The sequence below is a fragment of the Aedoeadaptatus ivorii genome (assembly GCF_900638585.1).
Classification (GTDB): domain Bacteria; phylum Bacillota; class Clostridia; order Tissierellales; family Peptoniphilaceae; genus Aedoeadaptatus; species Aedoeadaptatus ivorii.
Genome location: NZ_LR134523.1, coordinates 1,325,322 through 1,343,261, shown reverse-complemented (window position 1 = coordinate 1,343,261; position 17,940 = coordinate 1,325,322). Strand labels below are relative to the sequence as shown.

At 54.3% G+C, this 17,940-nt stretch carries 14 protein-coding genes and 1 tRNA gene; 8 read left to right on the top strand and 7 right to left on the bottom strand.

Annotated features, from left to right (window positions below; translation table 11 throughout):
• Nucleotides 1-27 precede the first annotated feature (27 nt).
• Complete coding sequence (locus EL294_RS06725; protein ID WP_126466045.1) at nucleotides 28-1,386, top strand: amidase family protein; 1,359 nt, start codon at nucleotides 28-30, stop codon at nucleotides 1,384-1,386.
• A 42-nt stretch (nucleotides 1,387-1,428) separates the two neighbouring features.
• Here the strand turns inward: EL294_RS06725 and EL294_RS06720 are convergent, their stop codons facing one another.
• Together EL294_RS06720 and EL294_RS06715 are read right to left on the bottom strand one after the other, a co-directional pair.
• Nucleotides 1,429-2,388 (bottom strand): stalk domain-containing protein, encoded by a 960-nt coding sequence (locus tag EL294_RS06720; protein ID WP_126466043.1) that lies wholly within the window; start codon nucleotides 2,386-2,388, stop codon nucleotides 1,429-1,431.
• 142 nt (nucleotides 2,389-2,530) lie between these two features.
• A tRNA-Thr gene (locus EL294_RS06715) sits at nucleotides 2,531-2,606 on the bottom strand.
• Between the two features lie 583 nt (nucleotides 2,607-3,189).
• On the opposite strand from EL294_RS06715, the gene EL294_RS06710 reads away from it, so the two are divergent.
• The 5 genes from EL294_RS06710 to EL294_RS06690 all read left to right on the top strand — a co-directional run bounded on the left by EL294_RS06710 (nucleotide 3,190) and on the right by EL294_RS06690 (nucleotide 10,753).
• Nucleotides 3,190-3,870, top strand: coding sequence for a phosphoribosylaminoimidazolesuccinocarboxamide synthase (locus EL294_RS06710; protein ID WP_126466041.1), 681 nt, complete (start codon nucleotides 3,190-3,192; stop codon nucleotides 3,868-3,870).
• Nucleotides 3,871-4,013: 143 nt separating this feature from the next.
• A complete protein-coding gene (locus EL294_RS06705; protein WP_126466039.1) occupies nucleotides 4,014-4,832 on the top strand; it encodes a tRNA 2-thiocytidine biosynthesis TtcA family protein in 819 nt (272 codons plus the stop codon).
• Nucleotide 4,833: 1 nt separating this feature from the next.
• Complete coding sequence (locus EL294_RS06700; RefSeq protein WP_126466037.1) at nucleotides 4,834-5,589, top strand: exodeoxyribonuclease III; 756 nt, start codon at nucleotides 4,834-4,836, stop codon at nucleotides 5,587-5,589.
• A gap of 78 nt (nucleotides 5,590-5,667) precedes the next feature.
• Nucleotides 5,668-6,876 carry an FprA family A-type flavoprotein gene (locus EL294_RS06695; RefSeq protein WP_126466035.1) on the top strand — a complete coding sequence of 403 codons (1,209 nt, stop codon included), beginning with the start codon at nucleotides 5,668-5,670 and terminating at the stop codon, nucleotides 6,874-6,876.
• Nucleotides 6,877-7,087: 211 nt separating this feature from the next.
• Nucleotides 7,088-10,753, top strand: coding sequence for an S-layer homology domain-containing protein (locus EL294_RS06690; protein WP_126466033.1), 3,666 nt, complete (start codon nucleotides 7,088-7,090; stop codon nucleotides 10,751-10,753).
• A gap of 83 nt (nucleotides 10,754-10,836) precedes the next feature.
• Here the strand turns inward: EL294_RS06690 and gorA are convergent, their stop codons facing one another.
• From gorA to EL294_RS06665, 5 genes are all read right to left on the bottom strand, one after another.
• Entirely contained in the window at nucleotides 10,837-12,192 is a 1,356-nt protein-coding gene (gorA, locus tag EL294_RS06685; protein WP_126466031.1) for a glutathione-disulfide reductase, read from the bottom strand.
• Between the two features lie 124 nt (nucleotides 12,193-12,316).
• Complete coding sequence (locus EL294_RS06680) at nucleotides 12,317-13,696, bottom strand: alanine/glycine:cation symporter family protein (protein ID WP_126466029.1); 1,380 nt, start codon at nucleotides 13,694-13,696, stop codon at nucleotides 12,317-12,319.
• A gap of 368 nt (nucleotides 13,697-14,064) precedes the next feature.
• Nucleotides 14,065-14,937, bottom strand: a complete 873-nt coding sequence (locus EL294_RS06675; protein ID WP_126466027.1) for a glycine betaine ABC transporter substrate-binding protein — start codon at nucleotides 14,935-14,937, stop codon at nucleotides 14,065-14,067.
• Nucleotides 14,934-15,776, bottom strand: coding sequence for an ABC transporter permease (locus EL294_RS06670; protein WP_126466025.1), 843 nt, complete (start codon nucleotides 15,774-15,776; stop codon nucleotides 14,934-14,936). The genes EL294_RS06675 and EL294_RS06670 overlap by 4 nt, the downstream gene beginning before the upstream one ends.
• Nucleotides 15,766-16,956: a quaternary amine ABC transporter ATP-binding protein gene (locus tag EL294_RS06665; protein WP_126466023.1), complete on the bottom strand. Its 1,191-nt coding sequence runs from the start codon at nucleotides 16,954-16,956 to the stop codon at nucleotides 15,766-15,768. The genes EL294_RS06670 and EL294_RS06665 overlap by 11 nt, the downstream gene beginning before the upstream one ends.
• Before the next feature lie 199 nt (nucleotides 16,957-17,155).
• Here EL294_RS06665 and thiS point away from each other — a divergent pair, with 199 nt between their 5' ends.
• Both thiS and thiF read left to right on the top strand, forming a co-directional pair.
• A complete protein-coding gene (gene thiS / locus EL294_RS06660; protein WP_126466021.1) occupies nucleotides 17,156-17,350 on the top strand; it encodes a sulfur carrier protein ThiS in 195 nt (64 codons plus the stop codon).
• The gene (thiF, locus tag EL294_RS06655; protein WP_164715252.1) at nucleotides 17,340-17,939 is read left to right on the top strand and encodes a sulfur carrier protein ThiS adenylyltransferase ThiF; all 600 of its coding nucleotides are present in this window, start codon (nucleotides 17,340-17,342) and stop codon (nucleotides 17,937-17,939) included. Before thiS ends, thiF begins: the two co-directional genes overlap by 11 nt.
• Nucleotide 17,940: the final 1 nt, after the last annotated feature.

Sequence of the window (17,940 nt, the reverse complement as noted above, 5' to 3'; positions counted from 1 at the left end):
GGCTTTTTTATTTGAAAGGAGGCGCTTGTGAAAGCCATACGAGATGCCGTGTCGACGGCCGCGGCCATTCGCAAAAAAATTATTTCGCCTAAAGAAGCGGCAGAAGAGAGCCTTCGGCGCATCGCCGCAGAAAACGGCATATACCGCGCGGTGGTGCGCACCTACCCCGAAACGGCGCTGCACCATGCGGCACAGGTTCCCGCGGATGCGCCCTTTGCCGGGGTGCCCATCCTCTTAAAAGACATCCGCCAGGGCCTCGCCGGCCATCCTTTGACCGAGGGATCGCGCTTGTACGCAGGTCGGATCGAACCCGCCACCGCTCCCTATGTAAAGCGCCTCTTACGCCTGGGCTTCGTGCCGGTGGGACACAGCAATGTGTCGGAATTCGGCATCAAATTCGTAAGCGACTCCGCCTATTACGGCGCCGTCAAAAATCCCGTCGACCCGAGATACCACGCCGGCGGATCCAGCGGCGGGGCGGCGTGTGCGGTGAAAAGGGGCATGGTGCCCATCGCCGCGGCCAACGACGGCGGGGGCTCCATTCGCATCCCCGCGAGTTTCTGCGGCCTCGTCGGTTTTAAGCCCACCGGGCACCGGGTACAGTTTGCCATCACCCACACCGTGCGAGATGCCGCGACATTGTACGCCGGCTTATATGGAAGCGGAAAAGACATCCCCCCACACGACCTCCGCTTCGCCTTTCACACCGCCACCGACCACGACATCGCGATTTCAAAAGACGCCGAAGACGCGGTGCAGATGGCCGTCGAGCACTTATGGGAAGGCGGCATACAAGCCGTGTGCGTGCGGCCCGAAGTGGCGGAGCGAGAACTCTATCGGCGCGCCTTTCTCGCCACCGCGGCGGAACAGTACCGCCGCTTTCAAAAAGAGGGCATCGAACTCGCCCGGGGCATGTCCGAAGACGGCAACGTCCTCCTCTACACCCTAGGCGAGCGACTGTGTAAAACCGGAGAAGCGCCCTTAGAGGCGGAGGCCGTGCAAAAGAGCGGCGCCGCACTCTTCGCCTTTTTCCGTTCATACGACATCTATATACAACCCGCCACCGCCCGCACCGCTCCCAAACTCGATCTCTTAGACGGCGTGAAAAAAAGCCTGTGCGGCATCGACGACTTCCGTGCTCTCTCCACGGCAGAACTCGTGGCGCATATGCACCGGCTCTTGGACCCCGGCACCGCGCATTCTCCCTACGCCCTGACCTACAACCTCTTCGGCTGCCCGAGCATAAGCCTGCCCCTATACATCGCCTCGACGGGCCTTCCCATCGGCGTACTGCTCACCGCCGCTCCCGGAAACGACCGGGCGCTTCTCGCCGCGGCGTCCTACTTCGAGGAACGCGGATATTTACGGGGAGAACGCGGGCAATAAAAAAACGCGACGTCGATGCGTCGCGTTTTTGTATGGACGGATTTAGTCAAAAATGGCGGCATAGCAGCCGGGTTGGGACGGCATGGCAATAAAATCCTCAAACTTTTGATCCATAATCGGACTCAGATAGCCGGCCATGCGGTCATAGGCAAGGAATTCGACGGAATCTTTGGGGTTCAGCGTCAGCGTGTGGGTCGAGGCATCCCATTTTACATCGATCCCCAAATAGTCGGCGATCAAACGAATGGGTACATAGGTCGTGCCGTTTCGGAGTACGGGAAAGGTATCGTTTCGGAAAAACAGCTCCGATTCAGAGGCGCCGCATTTGTCGATATACATCGTGAGTCCCATCGTCGGATCGGTAGGAGAAGAGATCGTGAGCCCCTGCATCCCGTCGATTTTTTCCGGATGCCAATACACCTCCGCTCCTAAGGATTCCGCTACAAAGCGTACCGGCACCATCGTCCGGTCATGCTGAATGAAGGGGTGAAGATCTTTCGGCATCGGCCTACCGTTTGCCACGATATGAATCTGCTGTTCCGGTGCGCCCGGCACATATCCGTCGCCGATAAAGACCACCCGATTCGCCGCGTCGTAGACTATCGTCTTGTCAAAAAAGAGACTCGCGTCTTCGACCGTCTGGTACACATGGCCCGAGCGGTAAAATGGCGCCTCTGAAAAATAACATTGGATAGTTTCGAAGTCGGCAACATAGGTAAAGGGCAGATTTGTATGCAGCGCATCCGCATCACAGGAAGGGTTCGGGCTCGGCTTTGCGACGATCAAAGTTTTTTCATCCGGCTTATAAAACGAATATTTCCCCAAATATTTGGCCACGAGATCCACCGGTATATACGTCTTTTTCGCGTCTTGAATAATGGGGATATTCTGATCCACATAATGGCCGCCCGTCCACGCTTTCGTGGGGCCTTCCGCATAGGCATTTGCCGAAGGAAAAATAAACAATAGGGCGAGAAAAATCGCTCCGATGAGCCGTTTCATCACAAACTCCTTTCCCACTACTTTCTTTTTAGAATATAGAGATAGATGTTTTTACCATCGTATCACAAAACGACAAAAAAATAACGGGGTGAGGAGAAAGATTACAATAAAAAAACCGCCGGCCAAAGCCGACGGCAATACTTGGAGCTAACGAGGAGACTCGAACTCCTGACCTGCTGATTACGAATCAGCTGCTCTACCACCTGAGCCACGTTAGCGAATACTCTCTATATTTTAGTGGAAACGCCCTGAAAATGCAAGTGCATATTAGGGGAATGTTTGTGGTTTGTAAAGGAGTGGGTGATTCTTATTGCCTGAAACAAGAGGGTGCGACGTGTGGTTCGGTAACGGCTTCTTTATGTTCTCCATACAGCGAAAGAGATTCTTCGACTCGGAACGGAGTTCCTCGCTCAGAATGACAATAGGGAGCGATCGTGAATAATAATTTTGTCATCCTGAGCGGAGCCGACAGGCGGAGTCAAGGATCTCCCTGAGCTATTGCGGGTCGATGGATTGCACGGTGCCTATTGCGTGTCTGATTGACCGACAAGGGAAAAAACGTTGTGCGTTTCGTCGGTGGCCTCTATGCATGCCCCTTCTGGGGAATGAGATTCTTCGCTTCGGAACGGAGTTCTCTCCTTTTCCCATTCTTCTGTGTAAAATCCACACAAATGGGGTACAATCCTCCTTGTTTGGGCGTCGGTATGGCGTCGAAATTTTTTTGAACCGGCTTTATCTTTTATTTGTATACATACGCATTGAGGCGTAAAATAATGCTTAGATGAATTAAAGGAGGTCGCAATGGAAGCGATTTATAAGGGCAAGACGAAGGATGTTTTCAAGCTGGAAAACGGAAATTATCTCTTAAAGTTTAAGGACGATGTCACGGGCAAGGACGGGGTGTTCGATCCGGGCGCCAATGAGGTGGGCCTCACGATGGAAGGTTCGGGCCGGGCGGCGCTGTCTTTGACGGTGTTTTTCTTTGAGCGGCTGAAGGAAAAGGGGATTCCCACGCACTTTATTTCCGCAGACATCGACGAGAAGGCGATGGAGGTAAAGCCGGGCACTATGTTCGGCAAGGGGCTGGAATTTATCTGCCGCTATAAGGCGGTGGGCAGTTTCTTGCGCCGCTATGGGCTCTATGCCGAAGAAGGGCAGGATTTGGACGGCTTTGTGGAAGTGACGCTGAAGGACGACGCGGCAGGAGACCCGCCGATTACAAAGGACGGCTTGGTGATGCTGGGGATTCTGACTGCCGAAGAGTACGACACGCTGAAGCGCCTTACGCGCGAAATTTCCGACGAGGTAAAGGCGGTGCTCAATGAAAAGGGCATCGACCTCTACGACATCAAGTTGGAATTCGGCCGCGACGACGGAAAGATTATGTTGGTCGACGAGATTTCCGGCGGCAATATGCGCGCTTACAAGGGCGACGAATATGTAGAGCCCTTAAAGCTCCCCGGATTGCTTTTGGGTGAATAAGGAGCGGGAAGAAGTGCTGCGGCACTTCTTTTTTTCTCTCTGTTTTGCCGGATTGAATTTGCGTCCGTAGTATAGTACGATGGAATTGATATAGGATCTGATGCCCGGGCCAACCGGGCTTTTTTTAGAGAGACTGGAGTGTTATGTCCGTTCAGGAAATAGAGAGAAGTATTATAAAAAAGTTCCGAAAAGATATTTGGCGCCGCTTTATCAAGGGGATCAACGAGTTCGAGATGATCGAGGACGGGGATGTGATCGCCGTCGCCATGAGCGGGGGCAAGGATTCGTTGCTTTTGGCAAAGTTGTTGCAGGAGCTGAAGCGCCACGGCAAGAAAGAATTTTCGCTCCGGTTTATCGCGATGGACCCGGGGTATTTGCCCGAGATCGTTACGCAGGTGAAAGAAAACAGCGAGAAGGCGGGGATTCCCCTGGAGATGTACGGCTCCAATGTGTTCGATGTGGCGGAGGATATGGGCGGCGAAAAGCCCTGTTATATCTGCGCCCGCATGCGGCGGGGGAGTCTGTACGACAAGGCGAAGTCGCTGGGCTGCAATAAGCTTGCCTTGGGGCATCACTTCGACGATGTGATCGAGACGGTGATGATGAATGTGCTCTTCGGCGGCAGCTACAAGACGATGATGCCGAAGCTCCATTCGACGAATTTTTCGGGGATGGAGCTGATCCGGCCCATGATCTATATTCGCGAGGACGACATTCGCAGCTGGGTGGCGTATAACGATTTGTCCCCCATCGACTGCGCCTGTACGGTGACGGCGAAGGAAAACTTCGGCGCCCGCGCCTATGTAAAGAATCTGATCCGCGAGATCAAGGCGGAAAATCCGAATGTGGAGATGTCGATTTTCCGCTCGGCACAAAATGTCGAAATGGGCGCGATTCTGGGCTATAAGGACCCTGCCGGGGCGCGCCACGACTTTTTGGAAGTCTACGACAAAGGAGAATAGTATGAAATTGGTATCTTGGAATGTAAACGGCATTCGCGCCGCGCTCAAGAAGGGGTTTATGGATTTCTTCGAGGCGGCGGATGCGGATATTTTCTGTCTCCAGGAGACGAAGCTCTCGGCGGGCCAGCTGGAACTGGAACTCGACGGCTACGAGCAGTACTGGAATTACGCCGAAAAGAAGGGATACAGCGGCACGGCGGTGTTTACGAAGATTTCGCCGATCCACGTGACCTTCGGCATCGGCGACGACGAACACGACCGCGAGGGCCGGGTGATTACCTGCGAATTTGAGGAGTTCTTTTTGGTGAACTGCTATACGCCTAATTCCAAGCGAGGGCTGGCCAGATTGGATTACCGCATGGTTTGGGAAGACGCGTTTCGGGCATATTTAACCATGTTGGAGACGGTAAAACCCGTGGTGCTCTGTGGCGATTTGAATGTGGCGCACAAGGAGATCGACCTCAAGAACCCGTCCAGCAATCGGAGAAATGCCGGCTTTACCGACGAGGAGCGCAATCAATTTACGAATCTGTTGCGTACAGGGTACACGGATTCGTTCCGCCACTTATATCCCGACGCGACGGATCGGTACAGCTGGTGGAGTTACATTACCAAGGCGCGGGAGCGAAATGCGGGGTGGCGCATCGACTATTTTGTCGTAAGCGACGCCCTGACGGATCAAATTCTCGATGCGGACATCCGCGACGACGTATACGGCTCGGACCACTGTCCGGTTACGCTCGAACTGGGGATTTGAAAGCTTTTCATTGCATTATCCCGCCAAAGGGTTTAAAATCGTATAAGAAATATCAATCCATAAGAGAAAGGTGAGAACATGGCGAATACTAGATTTGTAAAGATCCACGACCAACTGCACTATATCGGCGTCAACGACCGCTACACCCATCTGTTTGAGGCCATGTGGCCCCTGCCCGACGGCATCAGCTACAACTCCTATCTGCTGGACGGAGGCAGCGAAACCTGCTTGATCGACTGCGTAAAGATCGATTCCATTATCGAGTTTATGGAAAAGCTCCGTAGCGTACTGGGCGGACGCGGCCTCGACTATGTCGTGGTCAACCACATGGAACCGGACCATACCTCTTCGCTGAAGGCGGTAGTAGAGTCTTTCCCCGGCTGCAAGGTCATTACCAACTCCAAGGCCGTCAAGATGATGGAAAACTTCTACGGCATCGGCGAAGATCGCGTGGTCCTCGTGGGCGACGGCGACACGGTAAAGATCGGCGAGCGCGAACTGACCTTCTACTCTACCCCCATGGTGCATTGGCCCGAGTCTATGGTCTGCTTTGAGGAAGCCACCGGCACGCTCTTCTCCCAAGACGCCTTCGGCGGATACGGCACCCTCGACGGGGCGATCTTCGACGATCAGATCGAATGGGACAAGTATCGCGACGAAACCGTGCGCTACTACACCAATATCGTCGGCAAGTACAGCGTACAGGTAACCCGCGCCCTAAAGAAGCTCGAAGGGCTGGACATCAAGATGATCTGCCCGGACCACGGTCCCATTTGGCGCGAAAACATCGAGCCTATCGTCAAGCTGTATAGCGATCTCAGCGAACAAAAAACCGAAGACGGCGTGCTGATCGTTTACGGTTCTATGTACGGCAACACCGAAATGATGGCCGAAGCCATCGCGCGCGCCCTTACCGAAGAAGGCGTACGCAATATTCGCATTCGCGACGTGTCCAAAACCCACCTGAGCTATTTGATCAGCGAAACCTGGAACTACCGCGGCATTATCCTGGGCTGCCCCACCTACAATGTGGACCTCTTCCCGCCCATGCGCACCTTGGTGGAAACCCTCAAAAAACAAAAGATGAAAAACCACATCCTCGGCACCTTCACCAACTATAGTTGGGGCGGCGGCGCCGAAAAGCAAATGGCCGCCTTTGCCGAAGAGAGCAAGTGGGAAGTGCTCCCCACCACCATCGATGTGATGGGCGCACCGGAAGACGAAGATCTCGAAAAATGTCGCCAAATGGCAAAAGAAATGGCCGAAGCACTGGCAAAATATCGCTAAGAAAGATCTCCCTGCGGGGAGATTTTTTGCGGAAAATGAATGGGTCGATTTAACTGTCGCGCCTCCTCCAAGGGGGCGCGTTTTTGATTGAATTTATGGAAAAACGAAGAGAATTATAATTTGGAGACAGAGAATGGACTTGACGGCGATCGTGGAGGTGGATAGAATACAATTATAAAAATGATATCACTTATCAACAAAGGAGACACATATGCAAAAGAATGATCGAAAACAACTCCGAATACATAGTAAGAAATCATATTTGGCTTTGGCGGGGGCGATTCTCGCGACGGCAGTGCCTATAAATGCCTTTGCAGTGAGAGCGGCGGATGCGTTTCGCCCAGGTACATATACGGCGTCTGCGAACGGCTATCGGGGAGAGGTAAAAGTAGCCGTAGATGTGTCGGAACAAAACGGCGAGATCCGAATCGATGCGATTCGTGCCGATCGCGGTGCTGAGACGGAATCGAAATGGAAGTTGCTGGAGGACGCGGGACTTTTGGATACGATTAAAGAAAACGGAGGTCCCGACGGCGTCGATACCGTATCAAAAGCCACGGTGAGCTCTCGTGCGGTACTGGAAGCCACGGGAAAGGCGATCGATGCCGCAAACAGTGCGGCGGAAAAACCTGCGGCCGAAGAAGAAGTTGTCGTGGATCCCGCGTCGATTTTTGACGGCGGCACGGGAACGGCAGAGGATCCGTACATAATTAGCAGTGCGCAGACTTTGCAGCAGTTTGCTCAGTCGACCGAGGCAGTCGATGTCGAGGGCAAGGTGAATGATTATGCGGGTGTATATATTGCATTGGATTCCGATGTAGCACTTACGGGAGAATGGAAGCCCATCGGTTCATTGGCCCATCCTTTTAAGGGAGATTTCGACGGTCGCGGACATTGCATTACGGGGCTTCATATAGGGAGCAAAGAGGATCCCGCTAAAAAAAGAAACATAAGTGACGGATTCTTCGGGAATGTAGCGGGCGCTAACATACGCAATCTTGCGATCGACGCAAAAATCTATGCCATATCCGACGGAGCATATATGGTGGGTGCCTTAGCGGGCACAGCACGGGAATCTCGCCTCGATCGAATCGATGTGACGGCTACGATCGTCGCCGAGACCACACATCGAAAGAGCAACCTCTTTGTCGGCGGTATTGTCGGCAGCGGTATGAAGCAGGAAATCTATAATTGTACGGCGAATGTAGATCTCCGCTCGACAGCGGTGGGCGGAACGGCCGAGGCCGGGGGCATTGTGGGGATCACCAATCGCGGTATTGTGGCCAATTGCCGCTCGACGGGAAAAATCGGAGGCTCTACCGATCGCGTACAGGAAGAAGGTATGACGGCATTTGGCGGAATTGCCGGTGTAAACGGGGGAACGATTGTCAATACATACTCGTGCATGGATATCGTTTCGGATAGCTACACGCACTATGTCGGCGCCGTGGTTGGATGGGCGACGGGCATCGCCGATACTTTTCAATCGTACTATGACGCGAATTCGATCTTGGTGGTCGACGATAAAACCAAAGATCGGCACGTTGTTTCCCCTTCGATTCCTATCGGATGGGCGGTTGGCGCCGGCGTAACAGAAGATGGCGTGCCCTACACGGGAAGTGTCGCCCTGGATGTAGAAGCGGCGGATCTGCAGGGGGCGACAAAAAAACTCGATGCGAATATTACAAAGCTTTGCGCGGATCTTTCGAAGGGCGGTCGCCAAGAGGGGCATTGGAAACCCTCACAATCCGAAAATGCACTGAATCGCTGGGTTTTGAATGATAAGCCTTCGCTTATAGAAGAAAGGATTCGCCCTGCATACGATGCCAAAACTTCGGCGCGGATTGAGTCGCTACTACCAAAGGCCGACGAACATTTGCTTCCCGGCGCGTTTTACGGCAGGAGCAGGGACGGCTCGGTATTGATAAGGGCAGAAATAGACGATAGCGGTGCATGGCAGAAAATCGAGACACTTTCGGGTTCGGTCGATGCGGCGGCGATCGGCAAATTGCTGCGGGGAGAAGCCGACTACGAAAATTTGCCGAAGAGTGCGCTGAAAGAAGCGATTCGCGATGTGATGCTGCGTTCGAAAAATCGCGACTTTACGGGATATGGTATGGCGGATGTAGAATCGATTTTTGCGGCGGGGAAAGGCACGGTCGAAGATCCCTACATAATCCAAACGCGGGAGCAATTTATAAATTTTGCCGCGAGCATTAATGCCGACGAGTCCTATGCGGACAAGTACATCCGGCTGGATGCGGATATGATTCTAACGGATGTGTGGATGCCTGCCGGATCAGGCGGGAAGTGGCCCTTCAAGGGACACTTTAACGGTGGGGGTCATACAATTTACAATATGTGCATTGGCACAAAGGATGCCCCGTATACAGGCAAATTTGCAGGTCTGTTCACCTATATCGATGGCGGAGAAATTCACGATTTGCGCTTGAAAAATTACGAAATTCACGTCAAAGGCAAGTCAGACCAAAAGGCATTTGTCGGTGCTGTGGCTCCGCATATAAAGAACGGAATGGTCAATGGCATAGAGGCGAGCGGAACGATGGCGATTGATACAGATGCCGCTGAAATTTATGCGGGCGGCCTATTTTCCCAAACGGACAAGAGCCGTATCGTTAACGTGCGCTCGAAAGCAGATCTTATAGCGAAATCCGGCTCCAGAAATATTTATGCGGGCGGCGTCGTGGGGCTCAACAATCGTTCGCTTCTCTTAAATGGAATCGCCGCAGGTACGGTGCAGGCGGAAACGGCACTGAATCGCGCCATGGTAGGCGGTATCGTCGGTATGAATGCTGGGGTATTGTCGAACTTTTATGCCGATGTCTTTGTTCATGCCGCAAATCCCACAGGCGATGCGGGTACCGTAGCGGGTAGAAATACCGGCATCGGTTATATGTACGATAACTTTTACCATCCCGATAAGGTTCCCGTTGTGGCGGGAAAGACGACAAAGCCAAAAGCGATCGGCACCGTAGTGGAAGGCACCAAAGAGGTAAAAGGAGAGGTTGCGGACAACGGCAGTGCCTATATTCAAGAAGCCGTGGGTGCACTCAACCGGGGGCCGAAGCGGGAGCGGATCGATGCGGCGATCTCTCTTTGGCTGAAGGGCGACTCTCTTGATGGAATCATACTAAAATCGTGGAAGATTCAAGACGGTGTTCTTTCCTTTGCCGACCCGTCTGTAAGGGAAGAAGAAAAGGAAGTACCGCGGCAGAGTGCGCCGAAGTGGAGACCCGACGGGAATGTGGGATCGCAGCGTCTTGCGCTCGAGAAGACGGAAAATAGCCCGAATGAAAAGGCAATGCCTGAACAGCCGGCATTTATCGATAGTATCGGCCACTGGGCAGCAGAGCCGATTCGATATGTCGTCGAAAAAGGCTATTTTAAGGGCATATCGCCTACGCAATTCGCTCCAGACGGCGAGATGACGCGCGAAATGTTTGTGACCGTCTTGGGAAGACGATCTGGCATCTCGAGAAAAGATACCGATGCGGGCTTTCGGGATGTAAAGAAAAATGCCTATTCAGCGGCCTATATCCGCTGGGCCAGGGACAATCACATCGTGGAAGGGATAGGTGAGGATTGCTTCGCGCCGGATGCCCCCATAACACGAGAAGAGATGGCGACGATGCTCGACCGATACGCGGCTTATGCTCGTATTACATGGCAGTTCTCTGCCGTTCCCACCGTAAGCGATCTGGATGAGGTGTCCGATTGGGCGAAGAAATCGGTAGAAAAGCTCAACCGGGCGGGATTGGTTCGTGGACGGGAGACGGGCATATTTGATCCCAAAGCGTGCTCCACGCGTGCAGAAATCGCACAAATTTTATATCGGCTAGACCGAGAGATGGAATAAGGCGTTTTCCCCATATAAAAACCCCGCCTCGCAATCACGAAGCGGGGTTTTTCCGTGCATGGAAATGTTGTCGATAGGAAATTTTAGCGCATGGTAACCATTTCTTCGGCGCCGGTGGGGTGGATGGCCACGGTGGCGTCGAAGTCGGCTTTGGTGGCGCCGATTTTTACGGTGACGCCGAAGCCCTGCATCATTTCGTCGACGCCTTCGCCCATGGCGTGGATGCCGACGATTTTTTCTTCGGGGCCGGCGCACACGAGCAGCATGCGGTTTTCGATGCGGTCGCCGGAGACGGCGGAGCGCATGTCGGTAAACTGTGTCTTGTAGGTCTTTATATTTTCCGCGCCGTGGGCCTCTCGCGCGGCTTGTTCGGTAAGGCCGACGCTTCCCATGGCGGGGTGGGTGAACACGACGGTGGGCACATTGTCGTAGTCGAGGTGGGCGTCTTCTTTGCCGCCGAAGAGCCGATCGGAGAGGAAGCGACCGGCGGCGATGGCGACGGGGGTGAGGTCGAGCTTTCCGGTGACATCGCCGATGGCGTAGATGCCCTCTTCGGCGGTGCGTTCGTAGGTATCGGATACGATATGGCCCGAGGTCTTGGTTTCCACCGCGGTGTTTTCGAGTCCCATGTCGTCGGTGTTGGGGGCGATGCCCGCCGCCCAGATGACGCGCTCGAAGACGGCGGTCTCTCCGTCTTCGAAGGTGATTTCTACGCCTTCGGGCACGGCTTTAAACGAAGCGGCGCTCTTGCGAAAGTGGAAGTGTACGCCGTGGCTTTCCATTTCGTGGGTAACGCCTTCGGTGATATAGGGATCGAAGTTTTTCAGGATGCTGTCGCCCCGCACGAGGAAGTGGGTGGCGACGCCCATTCCCGCCAAAAATCCCGAGAGTTCGGTGCCGATATAGCCGCCGCCCACCACCGCGACGGATTTGGGCAGATCCGTCCAGCGGAAGAAGTCGGTGGAGTAGTCTACCAGTTCGTTCCCCGGCAGCTTGCAGCGGGCGGGGGAGGCGCCGGTGGCGATGGTGATGTGATCGGCGCGGTAGGCCTTGCCGTCCACCTCGACGGTATGGGGATCGACGAAGCGCGCCCGACCCGTAATGCGGGTGATTTCGTTTTTTTTGAGTCGGCGCTCGTAGGCGCTTCTCGCCCGGTCCATATAGGCGATTTGGCTTTCGCGCAGTTTCCCGTATTCGAATGCCAAATCGTCTGCGTCAAAGCCGAAGCCCGGCGCCTCCACCACAAAGGTTCGGCGAATGGACGATGCGTACCAGAGTACCTTTTTGGGCACGCAACCCCGGTTGACGCAGGTGCCGCCCAAATCTTGTTCTTCTATGACGGCGACTTTGGCGCCGTATTCCGCCGCGCGGTTGGCGGTAGCGATGCCGCCGCTGCCGCCGCCGATGACGATATAATCAAATTGTTCTACTTGCTCCATAATTTACCCCTTTCCTTTCCGGATCTATATACCCAAAGGGGACGGGGCTCATTCGCAGAAAGTGAATAAATTAACGATACAAATCCAAAAAACCGCCCCCACAAAGAGGGCGGTCGGTAGGCAGTTATCGTAAGAGATGTTTGTACTCGTCGGGCGATTTGCGCACCCGGTCGTCGGCGAAGAAGTCCTTCGCGAGGGCGTATACCACACCGGAAAGCCCGATCAGGGCGATCAGGTTGGGGATGGCCATAAACCCGTTTAAGATGTTCGCCACGGTCCAGGCGAGGCCGAGGTTCATGGTGCAGCCGATAAAGGTCAAGATCAGATAGACGACCTTGTAGGGGATGCTGACTTTGTCGCCCAAGAGGTAGCGGATCGAGGTCTCGCCATAGTATTCCCAGCTGAGGATGGTCGAGAAGGCGAAGAGCAACAGACCGATGGACACGATGTATTTGCCGAGGACGAATTTGGTGGCAAAGGCGTGGGAGACCAGTACCGAGGGGTCGGTGATGCCGTCGTCCAATACGCCGGAGGTCAGGATGACCAGGGCGGTGATGGTACATACGATAAAGGTGTCCAAAAATACTTCGGTGACGCCCCAAATACCTTGGCGGGTGGGGTGGTCGGTGGAAGCGGTGGCGTGGGCGATGGGCGAGGAGCCGAGGCCTGCTTCGTTGGTGAATACGCCGCGGCTGATGCCGTTTCGCATCGCCATCATGATGGTGTAGCCGAGAGCGCCGCCGCCGACGGCTTGGGGATTGAATGCGCCGATAAAGATCGAAGCGATGGCACTGCCCAAAGTATCGATATTCGAGAAAATGATAATCAGACCGCCGATAATATAGAAGGTTGCCATAAAGGGAACCAGTTTTTCGGTCACTTTGGCAATGGATTGGATGCCGCCGATAACGACGACGGCGGCGAGCGCGGTGATAATGACCGCGGTGACGAACTTCGGCACATTAAAACTGCCGTTTAAGGTATTGGCGATGGCATTGGATTGTACGGAGTTGCCGATCCCCAGGGTGGCGATGGCGGCGAACAACGCAAAGGCCTTGCCGAGCCAGGGTTTTTTCAATCCCCGCTCGATATAGTACATGGGACCGCCGGCATAGCCGCCCTGCGCGGTTTTCACCCGATAGGCGATGGCGAGGTTGACTTCCGAGAATTTGGTACACATCCCAAAAAAGGCGGCAACCCACATCCAGAACACGGCGCCGGGTCCGCCGCCCAAGATCGCGACGGAAACGCCGACGATATTGCCGGTACCGACGGTGGCCGCCAGGGCGGTAGATAGGGCCTGGAAGGGGCTGATGGCGCCCTCTTCGATCTCGCCCTTTTCAAAAATCTTTCCGAGGGTGTGTTTTATTATATAGGGGAAGCGCCGGAATTGTATAAAACGCGTACGAATCGTCAGCACGATGCCGGCGCCGAGGAGTAGGACGATCAGGGGAAGGCCCCAGAACACCTCGTCAAATTTGGTCAAAAATTCTGCAAATGACATATGACACCTCCGACTGAGAAAAGAATATACGGTACGATGACTGCTTCTGTATATATTATACACATGGATTCAAAAAGTTAAAGCATAAAATACAAAAATTTACAAAAATTCGGAAAAATAAGATTGACGGTAAAATAACGACTTGTATTAAAAATATCAATTAGAAAATGGTGTGAGTTTATAAATTTTTATACCGATCGCAGAAACAGCAATGAATTTCAATTCGTATATTTTACACATATAGAAAATGACCGACGAATCGGTCGCGAATAGAGGCAAAATACATCAATAAAATGAAAACATACATCGTATGGGTGAAAAAATATATAAAAAACCCCGCCGTGGCATCGCCACAGGCGGGGATTGCGTTATAGATTTTTGAGATCTTCGATGCTGTCGATGTCCATATAGGCGGGGACGACCAAGCCGGTGCGCGCCCCTTCGAGATTGGGGCCCATATCGACCACGTTTTTGCCGTGTTTTTTGACGTAGAAGGCCGAAGAATTGGGGAGCCATACGCAAACGGTGGCGTCGGCGTCGCCGTTTTCTAAGGCGATAAAGGACGGTCCCGCCTCGACGGCGATCATGCGCACCGTAAAGCCGTGGCGGCGTAGGGCCTCGCCGATCACGTAGGTGGAGGCATATTCGCTGTCCCACATAACGTGGGTCAAGGTGACGGTTCTGCCATCGCCTTTGGGGACGCCTTCGGTCCATTCGCGCAAGCGCTCGGGATTGCGGTCCAGCCAGCCGCTCGCGATCTCTTCGATGTCCTTTTCGCCGGCGTTGACTTCGGCGAGGACTTCCTGCAACTCGTCGATGGTCCAGTAGAAGCGGTCCAAGATCTCGGCGGCGTCGGGATCGTCCTCGCGAAATCCCTTTCGCGAAAAGGTGTGGATCCGCTCTTCGCCGAAGATGTTTTTGGGATCGTCTAAAAATTTCAGATCCATATTGACAAATTTCCAGTGGGGCGCCCAGCCGGTGACGACGATGGGTTCTTTCTTTTTGTAGGCATCGGAGAGGAGCTGGGTCATTACCGCCGAGGAGCCGCTGTGGAGGGTTTGGGGAAGATCATAGGCTTCTACGGCCTCCCGGGCGGAGTGAAAGACGCCGCTGCCCGGTTCGATGCCGATAATTACGTTTTTCGGATTGTAGTCGGTAATCTCCTCTTCTTCCGGCGCTTGAGGGGCACAGCCCCACAGGAAGAGCGCCGCAAAGAGGAGCCACAGTTTACGGTATTTCAATCTCGCCTCCGATCTTCGGTGAGGGCGCGGGTGATGCGGTCTAAGAGGATCGCCAAGATGACGATGGCGATGCCGGTGATAAAGCCCGGTCCGACCTCGTTGCGCGAGACCGCGACATAAATGCGGTTGCCGAGGCCCGGAGCGCCGATCATCGATGCCACCACGACCATGGAGAGTGTGAGCATTAGGGTCTGATTGACGCCCGCCATAATGCTCTTTTTCGCCAGGGGAATCTCGGTGCCGAAGAGGCGCTGTCTGCCGTCGGCGCCGAAGGATTCGGTCGCCTCGATCAGCTCTTTGGGCACTTGGCGAATGCCCAAATTGGTCATGCGCACCACCGGGGGCATGGCAAAAATAATCGAGGAAACCACGCCGGGGGCCATGCCGATCCCGAAAAAACTCACGGCGGGGATCAGGTAGACGAAGGCGGGCATGGTCTGCATAAAGTCGAGGATGGGCATAATGACGGCTTGCGCCACATCGCTTTTGCTCATCCAGATGCCCAAGGGCACGCCCAAGACGACGGCCAATAGGGCAGAGACGAGGACCAAGCTCAGGGTGAGGATCATATCGTCCCAAATGCCCTGGTTCCATATAAAGAGGAAGGAGAGGCCGCCTATCAAGACGATCGGCTTGAGTTTTTTGTGATTGGCAAAAAACAAGATCCCCATCACCAGGACGATAAAGACCGCCGGGTGAAAGAGGGAGAGGACAAAGCCGAAGAGTTCGACCAGGGCGTTGATGCCGTTTTTGATCGGCTCGAACAGAAACACCAGGTTTAGGCGCATCCATTCGACGATGGCGTCAAACCACTGAGGTATGGGCAATTTATGCATCATGCACCTCCTTTCCGGCCAGGGCCGCGAGGACCGTTCCGCGAATGACGATGCCCTTGAGTCGCTTGCCTTCGACGATGGCGATGGGCAGTTTGGAGTCGTAGATTTCGTCGATCAGCGTATCCAGCTGGGTGTCCGCCGATGCGGTGGGGATGTCTCGAATGAGGATGGATTCGAGGTTTTCGTTTCCCTCCCGAACGGCGGCGAGGGCATCGTCGGCGGTGACGACGCCCTGGAGTTCCCGTAGGTTGTTAACCACATAGACCGACGAATTGCCCGTGGAGCGCATTTTCATCAGGGCGGAGCGGGGTCCGTTTTTTGAAATATTGATGGTGTCGGGGCGAATCATAACGCTCGCGGCATCGAGAATTTTGGAGCGGTCCACGTCGCGGACGAATTCCTCCACAAAGTCGTTGGTGGGGGAGTTTAAGAGTTCGTCGGGCGTGCCGATCTGCACGATCTCGCCGTCTTTCATCAGGGCGATGCGATCGCCCAGCTTGAGCGCCTCGTTCAGGTCGTGGGTGATAAAGAGGACGGTCTTTTGCATTTCGCTTTGGAGGATCAACAGTTCGTCCTGCATTTCTTTTCGGATTAAGGGGTCGAGGGCCGAAAATGCCTCGTCCATAATCAAAATGTTGGTGTCGGCGGCGAGGGCGCGGGCGAGTCCGACTCGCTGCTGCATACCGCCGGAGAGCTGGTCGGGGTATTGATCCGTGTAGCCGTCGAGGCCCACCTTTAAGAGCGCCTCTTCGGCGCGCCGATTTGCTTCTTCGCGTCCGACGCTTTTTATGGTCAGGCCGTAGGCGGCGTTTTCCAATACGGTCTTGTGGGGGAATAAGGCAAAACTCTGAAACACCATGCTCATCTTTTCCCGCCGGGCGAGGCGCAGGGTTTCCTTGTCCATGGCCGTCAATTCTTCGCCGTCGATATACACTTTGCCGGCGGTGGGTTCGATCATGCGATTTACCAGGCGAATCAGGGTAGATTTTCCGCTGCCGGAAAGCCCCATAATAACGAACACTTCGCCCTCTTCTACGGTAAAGCTTGCGCGGTTGACGCCGACGGTCGCGCCGATTTCCTCTAAGATCTCGTCTTTGTGTTTTCCGTCCTTCAGCATTTCGAGTCCCTTTTTGGGGTCCTTGCCGAATATTTTTGTCAATTGTTCCACTACGATTTTCTGCATGGCATTCCTCCTATTATAAAATGTGTACCCAGTCGAAGGGGCGAAGAAAAGATAAATTCTCCTATAGGAAGTCGGGGAAAGCCTTGTCTTATGGTTGTGCATATGGTACTATACATCTAGAGTGCAAGAGCACGAAGGGGTACACCACCGCGGGTGTAGTTTTCTTCGTGCTCTTTTTTTTGACTCCGGGAGGTGTGTTGTGATTATTAACGGCAAGGCGTTTTCTGCAGACGGAGAACGGTCCCTCGTCCGCGTCCTCGAGGCGGCGGGCTACGATGCCGGCGCGGTGGTATGCGAGGTAAATCGAAATCTCGTCCGCCGCGCGGATATGCAGGACTATCTCGTCGAAGACGACGATATTGTGGAGGTGTTTTCGTTTACCGGTGGGGGTTGATAGAAAAGCGGTCCTCGCCCGCCAAAACGAGGCATGGAACGAACGCGCGAAGAATGCGACCGTGGCGGTTTTGGGCTGCGGCGGCCTGGGTAGCAACATCGCCTGGATGCTTGCCCGCCTGGGGATCGGCATCATCCACATCTTCGATTATGATGTGATCGAGCCGTCGAACTTGAACCGCCAGTGCTACGGCATAGGTGATATCGGCGCGCCCAAGGTAGAGGCGACGGCGCGGGCGATCGCAGCGGCGCTTCCCTTTGCGGAGGTGATTCCCCATTACGAAACCGTGGACCGGGCTGTGCTGGATCGAATCTACGGGACGGCGGATATTTTCGTCGAGGCGTTCGACGGCAAAGAAACCAAGGCCGCTTGTTTCGATTACTTTATCGAGAAAGAAAAGCCCTATGTCTGTACCACCGGCGTCGCCGGGCCGCGCGGGGAAGTAGAGCGCCGAACGATCGGCAATGTCCATATCGCCGGCGACTTCGACGGCGAAGACCGAAACGATTGCTATATACCGAAGGTGATGACCATCGCCGCCCTAGAGGCGCAGACGGTGTTGGAACTGTTATGGAATGAGGAGGAATAGA